This is a genomic window from Streptomyces sp. NPDC033178 (assembly GCF_055577685.1).
Map to the genome: position 1 here is coordinate 104,813 of NZ_JBVIPT010000026.1, position 21,087 is coordinate 125,899.

At 71.0% G+C, this 21,087-nt stretch carries 16 protein-coding genes and 1 riboswitch; of the genes, 4 read left to right on the forward strand and 12 right to left on the reverse strand.

What is annotated here, in order from left to right; genetic code table 11:
- Positions 1–248: 248 nt before the first annotated feature.
- The 3 genes from ACZ5VQ_RS43895 to ACZ5VQ_RS43905 form a co-directional block, all read right to left on the reverse strand.
- Positions 249–950: a transglycosylase family protein gene (locus ACZ5VQ_RS43895; protein WP_469109886.1), complete on the reverse strand. Its 702-nt coding sequence runs from the start codon at positions 948–950 to the stop codon at positions 249–251.
- A 4-nt stretch (positions 951–954) separates the two neighbouring features.
- Positions 955–1,123, reverse strand: a riboswitch (cyclic di-AMP (ydaO/yuaA leader).
- Between the two features lie 225 nt (positions 1,124–1,348).
- A complete protein-coding gene (locus tag ACZ5VQ_RS43900; protein ID WP_469109887.1) occupies positions 1,349–2,284 on the reverse strand; it encodes a transglycosylase family protein in 936 nt (311 codons plus the stop codon).
- A gap of 200 nt (positions 2,285–2,484) precedes the next feature.
- On the reverse strand, positions 2,485–3,780 hold the full coding sequence (locus ACZ5VQ_RS43905) for a cytochrome P450 family protein (protein WP_469109888.1): 1,296 nt from the start codon (positions 3,778–3,780) through the stop codon (positions 2,485–2,487).
- Between the two features lie 240 nt (positions 3,781–4,020).
- On the opposite strand from ACZ5VQ_RS43905, the gene ACZ5VQ_RS43910 reads away from it, so the two are divergent.
- Positions 4,021–5,241 carry a globin domain-containing protein gene (locus tag ACZ5VQ_RS43910; protein ID WP_469109889.1) on the forward strand — a complete coding sequence of 407 codons (1,221 nt, stop codon included), beginning with the start codon at positions 4,021–4,023 and terminating at the stop codon, positions 5,239–5,241.
- A gap of 34 nt (positions 5,242–5,275) precedes the next feature.
- Here ACZ5VQ_RS43910 and ACZ5VQ_RS43915 read toward each other — a convergent pair whose 3' ends face one another.
- The 5 genes from ACZ5VQ_RS43915 to ACZ5VQ_RS43935 form a co-directional block, all read right to left on the reverse strand.
- Positions 5,276–6,262: a nucleoside triphosphate pyrophosphohydrolase gene (locus tag ACZ5VQ_RS43915; RefSeq protein ID WP_469109890.1), complete on the reverse strand. Its 987-nt coding sequence runs from the start codon at positions 6,260–6,262 to the stop codon at positions 5,276–5,278.
- A 60-nt stretch (positions 6,263–6,322) separates the two neighbouring features.
- Complete coding sequence (locus tag ACZ5VQ_RS43920; RefSeq protein WP_469109891.1) at positions 6,323–6,967, reverse strand: SurA N-terminal domain-containing protein; 645 nt, start codon at positions 6,965–6,967, stop codon at positions 6,323–6,325.
- A gap of 304 nt (positions 6,968–7,271) precedes the next feature.
- Positions 7,272–8,753: a serine/threonine-protein kinase gene (locus tag ACZ5VQ_RS43925; protein ID WP_398894131.1), complete on the reverse strand. Its 1,482-nt coding sequence runs from the start codon at positions 8,751–8,753 to the stop codon at positions 7,272–7,274.
- A 38-nt stretch (positions 8,754–8,791) separates the two neighbouring features.
- Complete coding sequence (locus tag ACZ5VQ_RS43930; protein WP_469109892.1) at positions 8,792–9,415, reverse strand: hypothetical protein; 624 nt, start codon at positions 9,413–9,415, stop codon at positions 8,792–8,794.
- A 164-nt stretch (positions 9,416–9,579) separates the two neighbouring features.
- Entirely contained in the window at positions 9,580–11,643 is a 2,064-nt protein-coding gene (locus tag ACZ5VQ_RS43935) for an N-6 DNA methylase (RefSeq protein ID WP_469109893.1), read from the reverse strand.
- A gap of 192 nt (positions 11,644–11,835) precedes the next feature.
- Between ACZ5VQ_RS43935 and ACZ5VQ_RS43940 the strand changes: the two genes are divergently transcribed.
- Both ACZ5VQ_RS43940 and ACZ5VQ_RS43945 read left to right on the forward strand, forming a co-directional pair.
- Positions 11,836–12,561, forward strand: a complete 726-nt coding sequence (locus tag ACZ5VQ_RS43940) for a hypothetical protein (protein ID WP_469109894.1) — start codon at positions 11,836–11,838, stop codon at positions 12,559–12,561.
- A 152-nt stretch (positions 12,562–12,713) separates the two neighbouring features.
- Positions 12,714–13,460, forward strand: coding sequence for a hypothetical protein (locus ACZ5VQ_RS43945; protein ID WP_469109895.1), 747 nt, complete (start codon positions 12,714–12,716; stop codon positions 13,458–13,460).
- A 176-nt stretch (positions 13,461–13,636) separates the two neighbouring features.
- Here ACZ5VQ_RS43945 and ACZ5VQ_RS43950 read toward each other — a convergent pair whose 3' ends face one another.
- The 3 genes from ACZ5VQ_RS43950 to ACZ5VQ_RS43960 form a co-directional block, all read right to left on the reverse strand.
- Positions 13,637–14,380 (reverse strand): N-acetyltransferase, encoded by a 744-nt coding sequence (locus ACZ5VQ_RS43950; RefSeq protein ID WP_362075722.1) that lies wholly within the window; start codon positions 14,378–14,380, stop codon positions 13,637–13,639.
- Between the two features lie 131 nt (positions 14,381–14,511).
- Positions 14,512–15,243 (reverse strand): HNH endonuclease family protein, encoded by a 732-nt coding sequence (locus ACZ5VQ_RS43955; protein WP_469109896.1) that lies wholly within the window; start codon positions 15,241–15,243, stop codon positions 14,512–14,514.
- Positions 15,244–15,422: 179 nt separating this feature from the next.
- The gene (locus ACZ5VQ_RS43960) at positions 15,423–16,325 is read right to left on the reverse strand and encodes an SCO6745 family protein (RefSeq protein WP_469109897.1); all 903 of its coding nucleotides are present in this window, start codon (positions 16,323–16,325) and stop codon (positions 15,423–15,425) included.
- A gap of 115 nt (positions 16,326–16,440) precedes the next feature.
- On the opposite strand from ACZ5VQ_RS43960, the gene ACZ5VQ_RS43965 reads away from it, so the two are divergent.
- Positions 16,441–17,127 (forward strand): TetR/AcrR family transcriptional regulator, encoded by a 687-nt coding sequence (locus tag ACZ5VQ_RS43965; RefSeq protein WP_469109898.1) that lies wholly within the window; start codon positions 16,441–16,443, stop codon positions 17,125–17,127.
- A 121-nt stretch (positions 17,128–17,248) separates the two neighbouring features.
- Here the strand turns inward: ACZ5VQ_RS43965 and mfd are convergent, their stop codons facing one another.
- Positions 17,249–20,803: a transcription-repair coupling factor gene (mfd, locus tag ACZ5VQ_RS43970; RefSeq protein WP_469109899.1), complete on the reverse strand. Its 3,555-nt coding sequence runs from the start codon at positions 20,801–20,803 to the stop codon at positions 17,249–17,251.
- Positions 20,804–21,087: the final 284 nt, after the last annotated feature.

Genomic DNA, 21,087 nt, shown 5'->3' on the forward strand with positions numbered 1-21,087 from the left:
GCGGGAACGAAAAGCCCCGCCCCGGTGCGTACGGGGGAACACGCACCGGAGCGGGGAGCCCGTGGGGGACGGGGGTGGCCCTCACGAGGCCTCCACTATGGGGGACACGGATGTGAGGGCACTGTGGTTCAGCCGCGATTCGAATATGGACCGGAGATCCGGCCGAGGCTGAGCGGCCAGGGCCTCGGCCGTCACGTGAGGTGACATGACGTCCGGACGATCGAAGTGGGGGTCGCGGCCGACGGGTGTCAGCTGAGGTGCAGCTGCTGGCCCGGGAAGATGAAGTCGGCGTCGTCGACGATGTCGTCGTTCAGCTTGTACAGCTTCTCCCAGCCGCCCTTGACGTTCTTCTTCTCGGCGATCTCGCTGAGGGTGTCACCCTTGACGACCTTGTACTCACCGTCGCCCTTCTCGACCTTCTTGCCGGTCGGGGTCTCGACGGTCTTCTTCGCCGTCGAGCGCTCCTGGGAACGCGAGGCGCGCTCCTCGGAGGACTTGGTGCTCTGCTGCGGCTGCGACTGCGAGGCGCCCTGGCCGGAGTTGCCCGAGTCCGAGGGAGTCGTGGCGCCACCGGTCGAGGCGCCGGACAGGCCCACGCCACAGCTCGGCCAGGCACCCTTGCCCTGGCCCGCGAGGACCTTCTCGGCGACGGCTATCTGCTGGGACTTGGAGGCCTGGTTGGCGGTGGAGGCGTACGCCGTGCCGCCGTACGCGGCCCAGGTGGAGGCCGAGAACTGCAGGCCGCCGTAGTAGCCGTTGCCGGTGTTGATCGACCAGTTGCCGCCGGACTCGCACTGGGCGACGGCGTCCCACTCGGAAGCGGTGGCGGCGGAGGCTCCCGTGGCGCCCATCAGCGGGACGGCGACGGCGGCGGTGGTGACACCGGCCAGCGTGGCAATGCGGGTGGCCTTGGACGGGCGGCGGTGCTTGCCCTTGCCGGAAAGCAGCATGAAGTGATCCCCTCACCGACGCCTGCGAGGTGAGCTGTCGGGTTCGGGCCGAGTGAGTTGCCCGGCCGCGCGACTGCTGTCACGCGGCTTAACCCCAAGCCGTACCTGGCCTCAACGACCGGGTCCGGCACTTACCTTGGGTCCCCCGCTCCTGCCTACGGCGCTTGACGCGACGACTGTTCCCGTACGGCCGCTGGCAGGATTCGGCGTTGCGACCATCGGGGCTCACCAGTGGCGAGCGGTCACGACCGTAGACACGCGATCCGCCGAATTTCAAAGACGATCAGGGTCTTGAGATCCATGTCTCACTTTCACCAAATCGGACATTCAACGCGAACTACCGCTGTTTTTCGCCCGATTCGACGCCTTGATGACCACATGGCACACCGCGCGGACCGCTACTTGTCCGCCGTCTGCAGGCCCTCCACGTCGAGGCTCTGACCGGGGATGATGAAGTCCGGGTCGTCGCCGACGGCTTCCTTGTTCTCGGCGTAGAGCGCCCGCCATCCGCCCTTGACGCCAAGGGAGTCGGCGATCCCCCAGAGACTGTCCCCGGAACGCACGGCGTACGAGCCCTCGGCGGCGACGCGCGACTCGCTGTCGCTGCGCGAGGCGTGCCGGCCGGCGGAGTCGTCGGTACGGGAGTCGGCGGCACCTTCGTCGGCACTGCCACCGCGGTGGCGGCCGGAGCCGGTGTCCTCCGACCCGGCACCCTCACTCGCCTCGGCCGAAGCCTCCCCGTTCTGGGACGACTTGTCCGAGTCGTCACTCTTTGCGGTGGCACCCGTGGAGGGGCTGTCGGAATTCTGTGAGTCCGCGCTGTCGCCACTGTCAGTGGACGAGTCGGATGAACCGGACGTGTCGGACTTCGTCCCGTTGGTGCCGTCCTCCATGCCCAAGCCGGACAACGGAGTGGGAGTGTCGTCCGCGACTCCCGTGTCGACGTCGGCCGAGTCGGAGTTCTGGGTCAGACCCGCGACGAGACCGCAGGTGGCCCAGGCGCTCGTGCCCTGGGCCGCGAGGATCTTCTCGGCGACGGCTATCTGCTGCGAACGGCTGGCCTGGTCGGCGCTCGGCGCGTAGTCGAGGCCGCCGTGGTCCTCCCAGGTCTCCTGGGTCATCTGGAGGCCGCCGTAGTACCCGTTGCCGGAGTTCGCACTCCAGGAGCCGCCGCTCTCGCACTCCGCGACCGCGTCCCAGGTGGTGCCGCTTGCGGCGCTCGCGCCGGTCGCACCGAGCAGAGGGATCGCGATGGCCGACCCGGTCACGCCCGCCGCGACGAGGAGAGCCGGAGCCTGACGGGGGCGACGGTGACGACCGTTCCCGGAGAGCATGCGGTTGCCTTTCGCGTGACAGCAGGGACTGCGCACAACGCACAGCCCGATGACTGTGCTTGTGACTGCTGCGGCAGGTGGGACCGGCCGCATTGATGGGTGAACGTATAGGCAGTCGAACTCTTGTCACAAGTCGATGCAGCGCGGATAACGTGAAGATCACAAACTTGACGGAGTCTCATGTTCCGTCGACCCGTCTGCTAGTCCGTACGGACCTTCCCCGAAGGGGCGAACTCCACCGGAAGCATGCGCAATCCCCGCATGATGAGCCCCCCACGCCATCGCAAATCGGCAGAATCTCCCGCGAGTTGCAGATCGGGGAGGCGCGTGAGGAGCGTGGCCAGCGCGGTCTGGCCCTCCAGCCGGGCGAGGGGCGCGCCGAGGCAGTAGTGGATGCCATGGCCGTAGCCGAGGTGCTGGTTGTCACGGCGGGAGAGGTCGAGGGTGTCGGGCTCGGCGAACCTGGCGGGGTCGCGGTCGGCGGCGGCGAGCACGACGAGCACGGGGTCGCCGGCGGCGATGTCCTGCCCGCCGATGCTCAGCGGTTCGGTGGCGAACCGCCAGGTGGCCAGTTCCACCGGCCCGTCGTAGCGGAGCAGTTCCTCGACACCGGTCGCGAGAAGGTCCGTACGGCCGGCCGCGAGGGACTGCTGGAGCTGCTGCCGCTGCTCGGGGTGGGTGAGCAGCGCGTACGTGCCGTTGCCGATCAGGTTCACGGTCGTCTCGAACCCGGCGAACAGGAGGATGAAGGCCATCGCGGCGGCCTCGTTCTCGGTGAGGTGCTCGCCGTGGTCGGAGGCCCGGATGAGACCGGAGAGGAGGTCCTCGCCCGGGGCGGGTACCTCCGTCAACTCCTCGCGCTTGCGATGGATGAGCTCGGCGAGATAGCCGCGCATCTTCTTCACCGACCGCGCCACGCCCCCGCGCGGCCCTCCTCCGTGCCGGATCATCATTCCGGCCCAGTCCCGGAAGTCGTCCTGGTCCTCGCGTGGGACGCCCAGCAGATCGCAGATGGCGTAGATGGGGAGCGGAAACGCGAACTCGTGAATGAGGTCGGCTTCCCCCTTCTCCACGAACCCGTCGATGAGCCGGTCGGTCAACTCCTGCACCCGGGGCGCGAATTCGGCCACTCTCCGAGGTGTGAACGCCTTGCTGACCAGTCGCCGGAGTCTGGTGTGGTCGGGCGGGTCGATGTTGAGGAGGTGCGTCATCAGCTCGGCCTTGCGCTCGCCGGGGATACCGGTCTTCCCCTTCGCGTGCGCGGGCTCGTCGTGATGGGCGGGGTTCTTGCTGAGCCGGCCGTCGGCCAGGGCCTGCTTGGCATCCGCGTACCGGGTGACCAGCCAGGCTTCTACTCCACTGGGGAGTTTCGTCCGGTGCACGGGGGCGTGCTCCCTGAGCCAGGCGTACGCCGGGTAGGGGTCGGTCGCGAACTCCCAGGTGAAGAGTTCCGGGGCAGGTTCCCCGGCGGAGGGCTTGGCAGGTGTTTCCGTCACTCCTCGACCGTATCGGGAGGGGTGGCGGGAACCGGTGCGGTGGGCGGCGAGGCCGATCCGGTCCGGGGGTGGCAAGGGCCGGTCCGGTGGGTGGCGGGAGCCGATCCGGTTCCGTTGTGGCGCGTCTCGGCGGCTCTCCGAGCCGGGCTTCACTCCGCAACTTGCACCGATTGCCAGAGAACGTCCCTGAATCACCTGCTCCTTGACCCCACGAGCCGGAACCTCCATACATTCGCGCCCGTGGACCCCGATCTCCTCCGGACCAGTTTCGCGGTCGTCGAAAGGCGAGCCGAATTCGCGGCCAAGTACTTCTACTCGCACCTCTTCTGGCACCACCCCGATGTCCGCGCCCTGTTCCCGCTGGATTTCCCGGAGGACATGGAACGTCAGCGGGACCGTCTGTTCGCCGCGTTGACGCTGGTCGTGGGGCGCCTGGGGGAACCGGGGATGCACGAGTACCTGTGGGAGCTGGGGCGGGACCACCGGAAGTATCTGGCGCGGCCGGAGCACTACGCGGCGGTGGGCACGAGCCTGACCGCCGCGTTCGCCGCCGTGTCGGGGTCGGCGTGGAGCACGGAGGTGGAGAAGGCCTGGGACGAGGCGTACGCCGTGATCGCGGACTCCATGATGGACGGCGCATGGGAGGCTGAGAGCCAAGGGGAGCCGCCGTGGTGGGACGCCGAGGTGCTCGACCGCACCAGGCACGGGGACGACCTCGCCGTGCTGAAGCTGCGCCCCCACCGCCCCCTCTCCCATCTGCCCGGCCAGTACGTGAGCGTCAACAGCCCCCGCATCCCGGGCGTCTGGCGCCCCTACTCCCTGGCCAACGCGCCGCGTCCCGACGACACCCTCGACCTGCACGTCAGCCTCGTCGAGGACGGCGTCCTGTCCACCGAGCTCGTCCGCCACACCCGCGCGGGCGACATCCTGCGGCTCGGCGCGCCCGGTGGCCGGCTGACCCTGCGTACGCCGGTGGAGCGGCCCGTCACGTTCATCGCCGCGGGCACCGGCTGGGCACCGGTCAAGGCGCTGCTGCAGCAACTGGCATGGGAGCCGGGCTCGTACGACGAGGCCCGGCTCTTCGTGGTCGCCCGGGACACCGCCTACCTGTACGACCGGGCCGCGCTCGGGGAGTTATGCACGCGGCTGCCGCATCTCGACGTCACCGTCATAACGCCCGCGCCCGGCCGGCCGAAGGCCCAGGCCACCGGCCGGCTGCTGACGGCGCTGGGCAACCGGGCCAACTGGGCCCGCCATGACATCTATCTGGCCGGTCCGCCCAGGCTGGTCGACGAGACCGCCGAGGTCCTCCCCGTGCTCGGCGCCGACCCCGAGCGTGTCTTCTGCGACGATCTGCCGCCCACCGATCGGGGACAGGCCCGCCCGCTCGGCCCGGGCGAATGGCTTCTCCACCGACCCCGTCCGCACTGGCACAACCCGTCGGCGCGTGCGCCCGACTGAGAGCCTCGGCACGGGATACCTGACCGGCTCCCGCCTAGCCTTCACTCGCCCGTATCGCGTCCCGGTACGCCCGCGCCGCCACCCGGAGCGCCGCCTCCGGGTCCACGCCGTCCGTCTCGGCGCGGACCGCCAGCGCCAGTAGTTCGTAGCCGACGCCCTCGCCCTGGGGCAGTGGCACCTCCAGGCCCGCCGTGCGTGCGCGGGATGCCAGCTTGGCGGCGAGTGCGAGGCCGGGCTGGCCGAGCGGGACGCCCTCGGTCACGGATGTCCGCTGCTTCTCGACGGCCTTGGTGCGCAGCCAGTGCTCCTTGACCTCCTCGGGGGTCGAGGCGGTCTCGTCGCCGAAGACGTGCGGGTGGCGGTGGATGAGCTTGGTGACGATGCCGCCCGCCACGTCGTCGATGGAGAAGGGCTCCTCCCCGTCCTCCGGGCGGCCCTCCTCGGCGATCCGGGCGTGGAAGACGACCTGGAGCAGAACGTCGCCGAGTTCCTCGCGCAGTTCGTCGCGGTCGCCCTCCTCGATGGCCTCGACGAGTTCGTACGCCTCCTCGATGCCGTATTTCGCCAGGCCCTTGTGGGTCTGCTGGGACGACCAGGGGCACTCGGCGCGGATGCGGTCCATGACCTGGACGAGGTCGAGGAGGCGGGCGCCCGGGAGGTCGTACGACGCGGGGAGCAGTTCGAGATCGGGCATCTGAACGCGCCCGGAGCCGGCCAGCCGGGCCAGGCCGTCGGTCAGGCGCGGCTCGCCCTCGCCGGTGGCCACGACGACGACCGTGTGCCCGCCGGCGCAGGTGTCGACCAGGTCCTCCGCGGTCGGCGCGGCCTCGTCGACCTGGATGCCCGCCTCGCGCAGATACGGCAGCTGGGGGTGCGTGCCGTCCGCGCACAGGACGCGGTCGGCGCCGTGCAGCGCCTGCCAGGCGGGCCAGGACAGGAGTCCGGGCGCGACTCGGTGGCTGGTGGTGAGCAGGACGATGCGCCCCGGGCTGGATGCGTTCACACACCGAACGTAACCCACGCCACTGACATCAAGGTCACGTGCCGTGAACAGGGCGGGGTCACGACATGGCCGGACCGGTTACGCCGTTTCCTTGCTTCCCGACGAGGTGACCTCGCGCAGCCAGGGCAGCTTGGCGTCGACGCGGCTGCTCTTCTCCACGTCCCAGTCGCCGTAGCGCGGGTTCAGGTCGACGTCCATCTTCTTGGAGGCCTCGGACAGTGCCTTCCAGAAGGCGGGCTGGCTGGTGTCCGTGCCGAGTGCGGCGGCGAGCTTCTGGGCCTCGATCTGGACGCGGAGGTTGTCGTCGAGCCGCTCGGGCGCGACGCCGTACTGCTGGAGCCAGGCCACTTCCAGTGCCTTCGCGTCGCCCGCCTGCTTCTCCAGGTCGCCGCGGAAGCTCTGGACCTCCTTGCGGGTGACGGTCACGCCCGCGTCCTGTGCGGCCCGGTGCAGGACGCGGTCGAGGACCATGCCGTGCAGGGTGTCGCGGGTGAGGCCGCCGGACTTGGCGATGGCCTGTTCGTACTGCGCTTCGCCCGTGGTGGCCGCCCGCTGCGCGGACCGTACCTCGTTCACCCGGTTCTCCAGCTGGGAGACGGTGATGCGGTCGCCGCCGACGACGGCCGCGGCACCGGGATGCGCGTCGTTGCCGCAGGCGGTGAGGAGGGGGGCCGCGGTGACGAGCGCGGCGGAGAGGAGGAACGCGGTGCGACGGCGGTGCAAGGAGACCTCCTGTAGGAGCTTGTGCGACGGTGCACAAAGTCTTGCGGTGATCGATGGTAGGCAGGGGACCGGCTCTCGGCCACCCATTCGACCCAACGATTCGCCAGGACTTCGGGCACCGTCCCCGGGCCGTCTCCATCCTCACGCCGCACAGCGGTCTCAGCCGGTGATCGCCACCGGCGCGTCCCAGGCGTCGCGGTCGACGATGATCGTGTGGCCGCCGCGGCTCTCCTTGGGCCAAGGCGGCGCAAAACCTGCCCGAAGGCGGGCGATCGGCCCTGGACTCAAGGCCCTTCGGGGCAGGTCAGCCGCGGACCTGCCCCAGCCATTGCAGGGTCCTGCTGATCTCCGCGACCAGCGGATGGCCGGGGCCCCTCAGCCGTTCGACGTCGTACTGGAGGCGGGCCAGGGTGTCGTGGGCGGCGGCGCGGTCGCCGAGGGCGAGCAGCAGGTGGCCGATGCGGCGGCGGACTTCGAAGGAGAGCTCGGCGTCCTGGGCGACGTACTGGTTCTCGTAGTACGGGAGCAGCGCGCGGTACTCGGCGAGCGCGGCGGCCGGTTCGCCGAGCTGTTCCAGGCACTGGGCGGCCTCGTAGCGGAAGCGCAGGGACTGCGGGTCGGCCTGGCCCGCCTCGGCGGCGCGCTCGTCGGCGAGGAGGCGCAGTTCGGGCAGGGCGCGGCGGTACTGGCCGTCGTCCATCAGCGTGGCCGCGTACTGCTTGCGCAGGGTGCGGACGACGGGTGAGTGCTCGCCGTGCTGGGCGGCGGCGGCCGGGAGGATGCCGCCGAGGATGTCGACGGCCTGCGTGATGCGGCCCTCGCCGAGGAGGCGCTTGACCTCGTCGACGGCTCCCGCGACATCGGGCTTCTCGGCGGCCGGGGTGGCCTGCGGCTGGGCCGCGGGGGTCCTGGCCCGGTCCGGCCAGGGGGCGTGCGGGCGCAGGAAGGGGCGGGTGGGGTCGAGCGGGCCGCCGGACGGGATCCCGCGCGCGGGAAGCAGGGGCAGCAGTTGCTCGTACGTCTCCTGTGCGGAGTCCGGGCGGTGCTGCGGGTCCTTGGAGAGCAGCCGCAGTACTAGCGCTTCGAGCGCTTCCGGGACCTCGGGGCGCAGGCGGCGGACCGGAAGGGGCGGTTCGTAGAGGTGGCGATGGAGGACGCCGAGGGCGGTGGAGCCCGAGAACGGCACGTCTCCGCTGAGGAGTTCGTGCAGCAGCACCCCGAGCGCGTACAGATCCGTGTACGGGCCGACCGCGCCGCCCATCGCCTGCTCGGGGGCCATGTAGGCGGGCGAGCCGATGGGTGAACCGGTGTGGGTGAGACGGGTCGTGTCCGTGTCCATGACCGACGCGACGCCGAGGTCGAGGACGGTGACCGTGCCGTCCTGCTTGACCATCACGTTCCGCGGCTTGAGGTCGCGGTGGACGATCGGCACGGCGTGCACCGCGGACAGTACGGCGCACAGCTGGGCCGCGACCGAGACGGCCCACTGCCAGGGGTACGGGTCGTGCTCGGCGAGGTGGTCGGAGAGGTCGGCGCCGTCGACGTACTGCATGACGAGGAACAGCTCCTCGCCCTCGCTGCCCGCGTCGTGGACGGTGACCAGGCCGGGGTGGTCGACCTGGGCGGTGACGCGGCACTCGCGCACGAAGCGGCGGCGCAGTTCGTCGGCCTCGGCGCCCGCGACCTTGTCGGGGCGCAGCAGTTTGACGGCGACGCGCCGGTCGAGGCGCTGGTCGTACGCCGTCCACACCTGGCCCATGCCGCCCTGTCCGATGAGCGTGGACAGTTCGTAGCGGCCGGTGATCACACGTCCCGACGCCACGGTCACCTGCCGTCCTCGTGCTTGCGGAGATAGTCACTCAGCTCGTCGAGCTCGGCGCGCACCTGGTCGATCCGGGCGGGCGCGGGGCGCTGCGGCTGGGGCGGCGGGGCCGGGGTCGGGGTCGGCGTGCCGGGCTGGGGCGCGGCGGGCTGGGGTATCGGCGCCATCGGGGGCACCGGGGTGTGCGGGCCCGTCGCGGCGGTGTACGGCGACTGCTGCTGCGGGTAGCCGTACACGGACGACGGGGGCTGCTGGTGCTGCGCGTAGCCCGCTGTCGCGTAGCCGAGCTGGTGGAAGTGGCGGATGTCCGCCGCCAGGTAGTACGAGATCACGACCACGAGCGAGCCGAAGAGCAGGGCGAGGCCGAGCCAGCCGCCGACGGTGTGGATCTCCTCGCCGGGCTCGGTGCCGAGCAGGACGAGGCCGAGGATCTCGGCCGCGAGGGTGGCCACGAACAGGCCCCAGTCGAGGGACTTGCGGGTCACGAGTGCCAGGCGCAGCATCATCGTCCAGCCGAGCAGGCCGAAGCTGCACACCGAGATCACCACGAAGAACACGCGCAGGAAGACCAGCAACCCGGTCGAGGGTGGCGGCTTCACCGGCTGCGCCTGGCCGTGGCCTTGCATGGTTGCTCCTGGAGGCCTGATGAGGACGGACGAAGGTCGGACGGAGAACGGACGGAGGACGAACCTACGAGTTGGAAGTCCGAGCGTATAGGCCGACAAGGACAACTGTTCCCGGGTTGTACCGAACCGTTGTCGTGCTGATCACTCCGTCCGCCCCAACCGTCTCAGCCGGGCTCGACAGTGCCGTCCGTCAGGCCGTCGTACATGCCGCGGACCAGCTGTTCGCCGAGGCGCCCGGCCAGCCGTAGCGCCTCCTCGAACTCGGCGAGCGCCCGGAACCGTTCGCCGTACGTGCGCTGCTGGTCCAGTGGCAGCCGGGGCACCTGGAGGCGGCGGACGTCGAGGCGGGTCGCGGTGGACGCGTAGCTGCTGGCCTGGCGGTTGTTGGCGGTGCCGCGCAGGAAGCCGGCGAGGAACCACGGGTCGATGGCGGCCGGGTCGGGCCGCAGCAGCGCGAGGTTGCGGCCGAGGGCGGCGCCCGCGGTCGCCTCGTCGACGACGCGCGCGATGGCGCCGCCGCCGAGCACGGGGACGACGACGTCTCCGGGCTCGGTGAGGACCGGTTCGTCGTCGCTCTCGGGCAGCGTTCCGGAGGGCGCTGTTCCGGCGAGGACGTCGTGGTCGGTGAGGACGGGCACGCGCGCGTGGCCGCCGTTTCCGCCCGTACGCAGCTGGAGTGCGCCCCCGCGCGCGAGTTCGCCGATCGTGGTGAGCGGCCAGCGGGTCGGCGGACGCGGGTCGGCGGCGGGCGGGGTGAGTTCGCCGGTGCGGCGGAGGGTCTCGCCGAGGCGGTCGCGTACGTCGGCGAGTTGCTCGGCGCCGCCGCCCGCCGCGGGGGGCGGGAGATGGCGGGCCGGGGCCAGGTCCACGTCGTCGTCGAGGAGTTCGATGACCGGCACCGAACGGCTGAGTCCCGGCTGTTCGGGCGCGCTGCCGGTGCGGTCGAAGGGGCGCCAGGCGTCGAGGACCGCGGCACGCATGGACTGCCAGTCGAGGCCGCCACGGCTGTCGGCCGTGAACACGCCGGTGTCGGCGAGCAGCACCTCGGGCTGCGCGGGGTGTGCCGTGAGGGCGGGCCTGCGCAGCACCCACAGGTGCAGCGGGAGGTTGTACGGGGGTGCCGCGCCCGGCGGCAGGGCGATCACCGCGCGCAGGGCGCCGCGGCGCAGCAGGTCGGCGCGGATGCGGCGGCCGGAGCGGCGCGAGGCGGCGGCGGGCGGCATCAGGAGGACGGCGATGCCGCCTTCCTTGAGGCGGGCCAACGCGTGCTGGACCCAGGCCAGTTCGGACTCGGTGCGGGCCGGGAAGCCGTACTCCCAGCGGGGGTCGTAGGCGAGCTCGTCGTGGCCCCAGTTGCGCTCGTTGAACGGCGGATGGCACAGCACTGCGTCGGCCCTCAGGGTGCCGTACGCGTCGTCGCGGAGGCTGTCGGCGGCGGCGGTGCGCACGGTCGTCACGGTGGCCTCCGCGTGGAGGGCGAGGCGCAGTGCGGTGAGGGCGGCCAGTTCGGAGGCGCTGTCCTGGCCGTACAGGTGCTGATCCTCGATGCCCAACGCGCCCTGCGCGGCGGCCACCGCGCGCAGCAGGGCGCCGGTGCCGCACGCCGGGTCGAGGACGGTACGGGCGGTGCCCGCGAGGTCGGTCATCAGGGCGGCGAGGCCGGTCGGCGTGAGCGTGTACTGGCGGGGGTTGGCGTCGAGGTGCCTTCCGAGCAGGAACTCGTACGCCTTCCGCGTGCCCAGCTCGGCCGCGAGGTCGGCGGCGCCGCGCAACAGGGGGGCGGACGGGAGCAGTTGGGCGGCGGTCGGCGTGTCCACGGCCCGTTTGCGGACCAGGCCGAAGCGCGGGGTGAGGACCTGATCGAGCGGCGCGGGCAGCAGTTCGGCGAGGCGCGCGTCGGAGCCGGCGCTCAGCTCCAGCCAGACCGTGGGGCGGTCGTTGACGAGCAGGAGCGCGCAGCCGACATGGACCAGGGCGGTGACCGGGCCCTCCGGGTGACCGGCGAGCTGCTGCCATACGCGCTCGCGCAGGGGCACCTCGGCGAGCTTGCCCTGGGTGCGCAGCCAGATCTCGACCTCGGTGAGCGCGAAGGAGGGGCTGGTCTCGGTGCCGCCGACGGGTTTGGGGAAGTCGGCGTGGCGGCGCCGCCAGTTGCTGACGGCGGCCCGGCCGACTCCGGCGAGCCTGGCGATTCCGGCCGCGGTGACCTCTGTCGCGTTGTCCTGCACCCGCACGGCTCCCCTCGTCCTGGTGTGTGGCGTCGAGCATACCGACGTACGTGGCAACAACCCATTCACGGCCGTGCACTCGCTCATCCTTGTGAACCGTGTTGACTCGGTTCACAAGCTCTGCTGTGATTGACCCATCGGATGAACGGCTGCCGAAAGCGGCGGCCGTCACCTCTGGGGGAGGGGACTGTCATGGGCGCCAAGGGCAAGATCGCGCTGGGGGTCGTCGTGAGTGTCGTCGTCATCGGCGCGGTGTCGGCGAACGCGGGCGACGACGGGGACAGCGGTTCCGGCGGCAACGGCAAGGACTCCGCGGCCTCCGCGGAGCGCGAGTCCGGCACGAAGTCGGACGCCGGGTCCGACACCGAGGCGGACGAGGACACGAAGAAGGACGCCAAGGCGGACAAGGCCGAGAAGAAGGTGGCGTTCCAGGGCGACGGCGACTTCGAGGTCGGCACCGACGTCAAGCCCGGCACCTACCGCACCACGGGCAACGCGGACGCCCTCTGCTACTGGGAGCGCGCCAAGGACGCCTCGGGCGAGATGGACTCCATCCTCGCCAACGACAACGTCAGCGGCACCAGCTATGTGACGATCCCGGCGGGCGACAAGCTCTTCAAGTCGAGCGGCTGCAAGGACTGGGAAGCCGTCGACGCGAAGGCCACCGGCACACCGGCCACGCTGATCAAGGGCGACGGCGGAATGCACAGAGTCGGCGTCGACATCGCTCCCGGCACCTACAGGTCCACCGGCAACACCGACGACCTCTGCTACTGGGAGCGCACCAAGGACGCCTCGCACTCCATGGAGTCGATCCTCGCGAACAACAACGTGTCCGGCACGGCCGTCGTGACCGTCGCCGCGGGCGACGCGTACTTCAAGACCACGGGCTGCAAGGACTGGAAGAAGACCGGCTGACACCGCCGCACGCCGCCGTCCCCACCACCCGGCCGACACCCGCCGCATCCGCGCCCGCGCGCCTTCTCTCCACCGCTCTGCACGCCCGCGCGCCTTCGCGCCCTCTCCTCCTCTCTTCTCCTCTCTTCACCTCGACACTTCAAGGAACTGTCATGCGTCGCACCGCACTTGCCGCTCTCTGCCTCGCCGCCACGGCCGCCGCCTCCCTCACCGGCTGCCTGCCCGGGGAGGAGAAGGCGGACAGCAAGCCGAAGGGCCCGTTCGCCGGGCAGACCGGCGGCGAGATAGCCGACCAGGCCGTGAAGGCCACCTCGAACGCCTCGTCGCTGCGCATGAAGGGCGACATCAAGGACGACGACGGCAGCCGCGTCGGCCTGGACATGGCCCTCGACAGAAAGGGCGAGTGCGCGGGCACCATGAGCGCGAACGGCCAGGGCAAGGCCGACCTCGTCAAGACCGGCGACACCCTCTACATGAAGTACGACGAGAAGTTCCTGCGCGCCCAGAGCGACGGCGCGTCCAAGGAGGAGACCGACGGAGTGGTGGCCATGCTGGCCGGCAAGTGGACCAAGATGTCCGCGACCGGTTCGGACGCCAAGGACATCGCGAGCTTCTGCGACCTCGACACCGTGCTCGCGGACTTCAAGGACGTCAACTCCGACGCCACCCGCGGCAGGACGACCACGGTCGACGGCACCCCGGCGATCGTCCTCCACGAGAAGGACGGCAAGGACACCTACACGCTCTACGTCGCCACCGAGGGCAAGCCCTACCTGCTGAAGGTCGTCAGCAAGTCCGCCGAGGACCCGGGCACGGTCACCTTCGGCGACTTCGACACCCCGGTCCCGGCCGAGAAGCCCGCGGGCGAGGTCATGGACCTGGACGAGATGGGCGGCTGACGGAAGCCGCCCGGACCGACGGAAGCCGATGGGCGCGCCTTCAGGGGCGCGCCCACGAGGCATGCCATGCAGGCGCGCGCCTCGTCGGGCCCGCTGGACGCCCAGGCACACCCGCACACCTCAACCGGACACACCGGATGCGCCCCAACCAGACACACCGCACCACCGCACGCGTCTCAAAGAGCGTGCCGCACCCACACGTTGGGCTCGACGTAGACCGCGTACCCGCGGCGCGGCTCGCAGTGGACCGGCACCAGTGCGCCGGGCACCTCGACCTGGCCCTCCTCGTCGAAGGGCAGCCCCGTCCACGCCCGCCACTCGTCGAGCGACGCCGCCACGGTCATCGACGCCGGTGCCACCGCCTCGATGCGCGCGCCCGCCCGGACGTGGACCCGCAGCCACGGGTCGTGCGGCAACCCGTCACCGCGCGTCCGGAAGGCGTACTCCGCCATCTCCGTACGCGGCTCCAGATGCTTCGCGCTCGGGCGCACCGGGGCGACGACCTCGTCGAAGCCCTGGGCCCGGGCGTTGTCACGCATCGCGGAGAGCATGCGGGCGGACAGACCGGTGCCCTGGGCGTGCGGGGCGACGACGATCGAGATCGCGCTCACCGTGTCCGGGGTGACGCCATGGCGCCGGTCGGAGAACGCCCACACCAGCACCTCGTCCCAGCCCCGCGCCGGCAGCTCGCCCCGGTCTTCGTCCGCGAGGGCGAACGGCACGCTGTAGGCGTGCGCGACCACCTGTCCGCGCTCGTCCTCGGCGAACAGCACGTACTCCGGCAGCTCGGTGGCGATGCGGCCGTAGTGCGCGTTGCCGACGGGGTCGTTGCGCAGGAACTCGGGCCAGGTGTCCGCCATACCCGTCACCCGGCCGTGCATCTCGGGCCGCTCGGCGAGGCTCGATACCTTCAGCTCCATGCGGGACACGGTAGGCGTCGGCTCGGGCGGTGCGGAACGGATTTACCTCCGCGGATCCGGCCCGACCACGCGCGCCATCCCGCTCACCCCAGTCGGCCCACTCAGACCGCTGCTCACCCCACTGAGTCCACTCAGCCCGCGTGGAACCGCTTCGGCGCCTGGGTCGAGGTCCCGCCGGAAGGAAGTTTCTGCCCCGGGCAGCCGGACAGCACCCGCTTCATGGCGTCCCTCTCGGCGGCGGTGACCCACAGCTCGTACTTCTTCTTCACGGCCACCTGCCGGGCCACATACGTGCAGCGGTACGCCTTGTGGGGCGGGAGCCAGGTCGCCGTGTCCCCGTCGCCCTTGCTGCGGTTGCGGCCGGCGTCGACGGCGAGGAGGTTCAGCGGGTCGTTGGCCAGCGCTATCCGCTTGCTCGCGTCCCACTTCTGGGCGCCCTTCTGCCAGGCGTCCGACAGCGCGACCAGATGGTCTATGTCGACCTCGCTGCGGCCCCCTCGTACGAAGGTGACGTCCTTGTCGGTGTACGGGTCGGGGTCGAGTGTCCCGGAACTCACCTGGCAGTCGCCGTCGCTGAACTTCACCTCCTTCAGGTCCCGTTTGAGGATGTCGTCGCGGGTGTCGCAGCCGTTCGTGTCCGTGTCCGCCCAGGGGCTGCCGAACTTGTCCCGGTCGTATCCCGTCATGGGCGCCCGCCCCTTGACGGTCAGTCCGTCGACGGCGGTGAGGGCAGCTCCGCCGGCGCCCGTGCCCGCGCCCGCCGCCGACTCCTCGGGGCCGGCGGAACCCGGTGTCTCCACGGTGCAGCCGGTGGCGGCGAGCAGCAGTACCGCGGCTCCGGCGACCCTGGTCCAGAGCGTCACGGCGCTCCCTCCCCTTGCTTGCCCCTGTCCGCCCCGAGCGGGCGGTTTCCCTGGGCCTCACCGTACTGGCGAAAGGGTCGCGCAATAACAGGCAGCGAACGGACCTCATCGGACTTCAACGGCCAAGTGGTGCACAACCGGCGTGACACCGGTGGTGACCGGCAGTTGGGAATCCCCCCTCACACCTTCCCGATTCCCAACGTCGTCTCCGACGGCAGCAGCCCCGAGCCGAGGACCGCGACCCAGAACTCCCCCAGCAGATCGGCGAGTCGACCGGTGTCGTCGGGACCCAGCGCCCGCCAGGGTTCGGCGGCCAGCTCGTCGGTGTGCCGCTCCACCTCCTGTCGGAGGGCACGGCCGGCATCCGTCGCCGTGCCGTCCGCGGCCAACAGCCCCCGTGCGACGAGCCGTTCACGCGCTGCAGCCCACTCCCCTCGACTCCACCCCCGGCTCTCGAACCGCTCCACGGACGCGGCGCCTATCGCCGCGAACGACACGAGCGACTCGACGGGGTCGAGGCCCGCGACGAGCAGCGCGGCCAGATGTCCGTCACCGCGGTGCTCACGCAGGATCGTCGCCGCGTGCCACAACTGCTGATGAGGGGCCTCCGGCCAGGACAACTCGGCGTTGGCGGCGGCCAAGGGGCGGCCGGCCGTGGTCACCGACTCGGCCGCGCGGCGGGCGAGTGCGGCCGCTTCCGCCAGCTCGGGACTGTCGACACGGTCGCCGAATATCGCTCGATACGCCCGGTCGATGCCCCGCTCCCTGGCCTCCAGCACCTTCCGAGGATCGGCGGCCCGCCACGCACGATCCATGTGCTCGGCGACCATGCGAGGGCTGAAGCTGTAGAAGGCCGAGGCCACACGCTCGCTCCCGACGGCGCCCAACGGGGCGGCACGCAACGGGAAGTAGCTCGGCCAGCGGTCCCCGACGTCGAAGCCGAGTGCGGCCGCCTCCTCGAAGACCTCCGGCGCGTAATAGAGCACGGCATGCAGAGGCTCGATCAGATGCCACATCTGCCGCACCCTGCCGAGCTCGACCCCACCGCCGCCCAGCACCGCCTCATCCGCGTCCACAGACATGCCGTACCCCCTTCATCCGTTTCGTTCATCCCGACCGCCCGACAACTTGACACTGTCTAGATTGCCCGACCGCACCAAACTTGTCAATGCCTAGATTCGGCGTACGCTGCTGACCATGACGAAGCGCACTCGCACGCCGTCCACCGGGCCCGCCGGGTCCCCCAGGCCCACCGGACCGTCCGGACTGTCGGAACCGTCCGAGCCGTCCGAGCCGTCCGAACCCTCAGCCACCAGGTCCGGCGGACGCCGCGCGTACCACCACGGAGACCTGCGCCGCGCGATCGTGACGGCCGCGCTCGACGTCATCTCCGCCGAGGGCCCCTCCGCGCTGAGCCTGCGGGACCTGGCCCGCCGCGCCGGTGTCTCGCACGCGGCGCCGGCGCACCACTTCAAGGACCGCACGGGTCTGCTGACGGCGATCGCGGCGGAGGGCTACGGACTGCTGGCGTCCACGCTCACGGAGGCCGCGGATCTGAAGGACGCGGGCGTGCGCTACGTCCGCTTCGCCCGCGAGCACCCGGCCCACTTCCAGGTGATGTTCACACCGGAGCTGCTGCGCGGGAACGACCTGGAGCTGACGACGGCCCGTGCCCTCGCGGGCGAGCGCTTGCGCGACGCCGTGTCCTCCGTCCCCGCCGAGGGCCGCGGCGCCGACGCCCGTCTCGCCGGCGTGGCCGCCTGGTCCCTGGCCCACGGCTTCGCCACGCTGCTGCTCAGCCACAACCTGGACGGACCGGTGGGCGACCAGGACCCGGAGGACGTCTTCCGCACACTCAGCGGAATGCTCTTCCGGGCCACCTGACCTTCCGGTCACGCGGTCCTACCTTCCGGCCGCACGGTCCACAGGATCGCCCGCGCGGTCCACAGGGTCCAAGCGGTCCACAGGGTCCAAAGGGGCGCCCGGCGCGATCCGTCCGATCCGCTCAGGACCCCAGAATCGAAGCCAGGAACTCCCCGGTCCACCCCAGGAACTCCCGCCCGACCAGCGGCTTGCCGCCCACCTTCGCCGTCTTCGGGCGGGGCACCAGCAGCTGGTGTGCGGCCGGCTTGATCACGGTCCCCGGATAGAGCCGCTTGAGGCGCAGCTCCTGGGACTCCCTCAACTCCGCCGGCGCGAAGCGGATGTTGTTGCCCTGGAGGACGATCTCGCCGACGCCGCACGCACGCGCGAGCATCCGCAGACCGGCGACCAGCAGCAGGTTCTCCACCGGCTCGGGCAACTTGCCGTAGCGGTCGACGAGTTCCTCGCGTACCGCCTTGACGTCCTCCTCGGAGTTCACCGAGGCGATCGACCGGTACGCCTGCAGGCGCAGCCGCTCGCCCGGGGCGTAGTCGTGCGGGACGTGCGCGTCGACCGGGAGTTCGATCTTGACCTCCAGCGCCGGCTCCTCCACGACGCCGCCCTCCAGAGAGGCGCGGTAGTCCGCGACCGCCTCGCCGACCATGCGTACGTACAGGTCGAAGCCGACGCCCGCGATGTGACCCGACTGCTCGCCGCCCAGCAGGTTTCCCGCTCCGCGGATCTCCAGGTCCTTCATCGCCACGTACATCCCCGCGCCCATCTCCGTGTGCTGGGCGATGGTCGCGAGACGCTCGTGGGCCGTCTCCGTGAGGGGCTTCTCCGGCGGGTAGAGGAAGTACGCGTACCCCCGCTCGCGGCCACGGCCCACCCGGCCGCGCAGCTGGTGCAGTTGGGAGAGGCCGAAGTTGTCGCCGCGCTCCACGATCAGGGTGTTCGCGTTCGAGATGTCGATGCCCGATTCGACGATCGTCGTGGAGACGAGGACGTCGAACTTCTTCTCCCAGAAGTCGACGACGACCTGTTCCAGGGACTGCTCGGACATCTGGCCGTGGGCGGTCGCGATGCGCGCCTCCGGGATGATCTCGCGCAGTCGCGCCGCCGCACGGTCGATGGACTCGACGCGGTTGTGGATGTAGAAGACCTGGCCCTCGCGGAGCAGTTCGCGACGGACGGCCGCGCCGATCTGCTTCTCCTCGTACGGGCCGACGAAGGTCAGGACCGGGTGACGCTCCTCCGGAGGTGTCGTGATCGTCGACATCTCCCTGATGCCCGTGACCGCCATCTCCAGGGTGCGTGGGATGGGGGTCGCGGACATCGTCAGTACGTCCACGTTCGCGCGCAGCTTCTTCAACTGCTCCTTGTGCTCGACGCCGAACCGCTGCTCCTCGTCGACGATGACGAGCCCCAGGTCCTTGAACCTGGTCTCGGAGGAGAAGAGCCGGTGCGTACCGATGACGACGTCGACCGAGCCCTCGCGCAGGCCCTCCAGGGTCGCCTTCGCCTCGGTGTCCGTCTGGAAGCGGCTCAACGCCCGTACGTTCACCGGGAATTGCGAGTAGCGCTCGCCGAACGTCCCGAAGTGCTGCTGCACCAGCAGCGTCGTCGGTACGAGGACGGCGACCTGCTTGCCGTCCTGCACCGCCTTGAAGGCCGCGCGGACCGCGATCTCCGTCTTGCCGTAGCCCACGTCGCCACAGACCAGGCGGTCCATCGGGACCGTCTTCTCCATGTCCTCCTTGACCTCGGCGATGGTGGTGAGCTGGTCGGGCGTCTCGACGTACGGGAAGGCGTCCTCCAGCTCGCGCTGCCACGGCGTGTCGCCGCCGAAGGCGTGCCCGGGGGCGGCCATCCGGGCGGAGTACAGCTTGATGAGGTCGGCGGCGATCTCCTTGACCGCCTTCTTCGCGCGCGCCTTGGTCTTCGTCCAGTCGGCGCCGCCGAGGCGGTGGAGGGTCGGGGCCTCGCCGCCCACGTACTTGGTGATCTGTTCCAGCTGGTCGGTGGGGATGTAGAGACGGTCGCCGGGCTGGCCGCGCTTGGCCGGCGCGTACTCCACGACGAGGTACTCGCGGGTCGCGCCCTGGACCGTCCGCTGCACCATCTCGATGTAGCGGCCGACGCCGTGCTGCTCGTGGACGATGTAGTCGCCGGCTTCGAGAGTGAGCGGGTCGATGGTCTTCCGGCGGCGGGCCGGCATCCGCGCGCCGTCCTTGCCGGCCGCCTTCTGGCCGGAGATGTCGGTCTCCGTGAGTACGGCGAGCTTCAGCGCCGGGTCGACGAATCCGTAGTCGATGGAACCGCAGGCCACCTGGACGATGGAGGGGACGAGCCCGGCGAGGTCCGACTCCAGGCGGGCCGCGATGCCCTCACCGCCGAGCACCTCGACCGTACGGGCCGCCGGGCCGTGGGCCTCGGTGACGAACACCGTGCGCCAGCCGTCCGCGAGCCAGCCCTTGGTGTCGGCGAGGGCCTTCGCGGTGTCGCCGCGGTACGTCTCGGGCGCGTGCATCCCGAGCTTCAGCGTGTCCGCGTCCCCCGCCGCGTCACCGGCACCCGTGAATGTCTCGTCGGCCGCGAACGGCGACACCGACCACCACATCATGTCCAGCTCGCGGGCCCGGTCCCGTACGTCCGCGATGCCCCACAGGGACGCCGCGTCGACGTCGATCGGGGCCTCGCCGCCGCCCGCGGTGGCCGCCCAGGACGCCTGGAGGAACTCCTGCGAGGTCGCCACCAGGTCCGAGGCGCGCGTGCGCACCCGCTCCGGGTCGCAGACGACGGCCATGGAGCCCTTGGGCAGGACGTCGATGAGCAGTTCCATGTCGTCGACGAGGACGGGCGCGAGGGACTCCATGCCCTCGACCGCGATGCCCTCGGCGATCTTGCCCAGCAGTTCGCCCAGCTCGGGGTGGGCCTCGGCCAGCCGGGCCGCCCTCTCCCGTACGTCGTCCGTGAGCAGCAGCTCGCGGCAGGGCGGCGCCCACAGCCCGTGCGCGGCGACCTCCAGGGACCGCTGGTCGGCGACCTTGAAGTAACGGATCTCCTCGACGTCGTCGCCCCAGAACTCCACGCGCAGCGGGTGCTCCTCGGTGGGCGGGAAGACGTCCAGGATCCCGCCGCGTACGGCGAACTCGCCGCGCTTCTCGACCAGCTCGACCCGTGCGTACGCCGCTGCCGCGAGGGCCGCCACGACGTCGCCGAGGTCGGCGGTCTGGCCGGTCCGCAGGGCCACCGGCTCCAGGTCGCCCAGGCCCTTGACCTGTGGCTGGAGGACCGATCTGACGGGAGCGACCACGACGGAGACCGGGCCGGTCTCCGGGTCGTCCGGGCGCGGGTGCGCGAGCCTGCGGAGGACGGCGAGCCTGCGTCCCACGGTGTCGCTGCGCGGGGACAGCCGCTCGTGCGGCAGCGTCTCCCAGGACGGGTACTCCACGACCCCGTCGGCGGGCAGCAGCGACCGCAGTGCCGCCGCCAGGTCCTCGGCCTCGCGGCCCGTGGCCGTCACCGCCAGCACCGTGCGGCCCGCCTCGCGGGCCAGTGCCGCCACGGCGAACGGGCGGGCCGCGGGCGGGCCCACCAGATCGACGTGCATACGGTTGCCGTCGCCGGCGGCCTTCACCGCTTCGGTGAGTGCGGCGTCCTTGACGACGGCGTCGAGCAGACCGTGCAGGCTCATGAAGAGGTTTCCATCCGAGGATCCGAGGGAGCAACGCGAACCGCCCGACACGTCTGACGGGCCGGGGGTGTCCAGGGTACGACGCCGTGGTGACCCACGCCTGCGCCTGTGGATACCGAGGCTTCTTCGCCCCCGCCGCCCCTACCCGTTCCCATCCCTTCCTCGGGGGCTCCGCCCCCGAACCCCCGCTCCTCAAACGCCGGAGGGGCTGATTTTCAGCCCGTCCGGCGTTTGAGGACGAGGCCGTTCAGGCCGAAAGGGGGGTCTGGGGGCGCAGCCCCCAG